At 62.4% G+C, this 1,261-nt stretch carries 1 protein-coding gene; it reads right to left on the reverse strand.

Features of this window, described 5'->3' with window-relative positions; genetic code table 11:
- A partial coding sequence (locus XI04_RS08115; RefSeq protein ID WP_271623551.1) for an IS4 family transposase occupies window positions 1–1,124 on the reverse strand: 1,124 nt, incomplete at its 3' end.
- Window positions 1,125–1,261: the final 137 nt, after the last annotated feature.

The raw sequence follows: 1,261 nt of genomic DNA on the forward strand, positions 1-1,261 counted from the left end.
TGTGGGTTCTTTAGTCGCTTGCTCGCGGCTTCGAGTTGCCGGTTGAGGGCTGTGAGCGCGCCAATTTGGCCGTTGTCGAAGGCCGCGAGAATGGGCTGGCGACCACCATTGCGGGCCTGCAGAAGCTGGATGGTGATGACGGCCGCCTTGGCGGCGATCGCAACCAGCTTGAGAAGCCGATCGGCGGATCCGATCTGACTGTCTTCGAGCTTGAGGCCTTGTGTCTTCAGGATGCGGAAGAACTGCTCGATGATCCAGCGCTGCTTGTACCATTGGACGATGCGCCAGGCGTCCTCGATGCTGGTGACCTCGTGAGAGGTGAGAAGCCGCCAGTGCAGCGGCTCTATGCCGGTTTCGGCGTTAATCTCGCGCACATCGACCACCGCCAGCGGCAAGCTTTTCGGCAGATGGTGCAAGAACTTATTCTGCGGGCGGGCGAGCTCGATTGCGCCAAAGCGAAGTTCGAGGTGGGCCAGGCGAGCCGGCCGCGCGGCGCGCGCAGGCAGTTGGATCATACGCTGGTCCACCGCGGCCATGGCATCGCTGGCCTCATACAGGCTGCTGCGGTCGGCAAGCTTGCGATCATGCATGCTGCGCGCGATGACGTGGAAATGTTGCTTGGCCGAGCTGGCATAAAGGGCAAAAATATCGCTCTCGCGGTCACCCAGCACCGTCACCGCCGCGGCCTTGGTGAGCAGCGGCCTTGCCGCCACGGCAGTCGATATCCAGCGTTGCGATTCCTTGTCCGATAATTCCCGATCATCATGCGAGGTCGTGCGGCGACCTGCGCGCGTCCATATCTGCCCGCTCAAAAGCCCAAGACAGCTGCCGTCGTCGGCGTCCACGGCCAGCAGCGGGTGCAGCAGCACGCCGTGGTTATTGCCTTTGCCGATTTCTCCGAGCCCGCGCCGGCGTTGCGGCGTGGTGTTGAAGTGGATCTCGCTGGTGTCCTGGATGGCCAGCACGTGGCGGCCTTCCACGGCAGGGCCCGTGCTATTGCTCCAGCTTTCGATGATCCGATCCACCGTCACCTTGTCATGGCCAAGAAAGCGGTTGAACCGCACTTCCAGCGCGCGGTTCCCCCTGGAGAGCTGCCGAAGGCAGACAGTTTTGCCCGCAACCATGCGTTCAGCGAGCGCCGCCCCCCTTTATCGAGACGACGATCCCCGAACCGGCCCAGCGTCCAGTCAATCCGTGACAACATCGCAGCACCCCCGTCCAAACCATGGAGTGCCGCAATAGGAATCACATAGATCTCCGA

The sequence above is a fragment of the Bradyrhizobium sp. CCBAU 11430 genome (assembly GCF_028128855.1).
Taxonomy (GTDB): domain Bacteria; phylum Pseudomonadota; class Alphaproteobacteria; order Rhizobiales; family Xanthobacteraceae; genus Bradyrhizobium; species Bradyrhizobium ottawaense.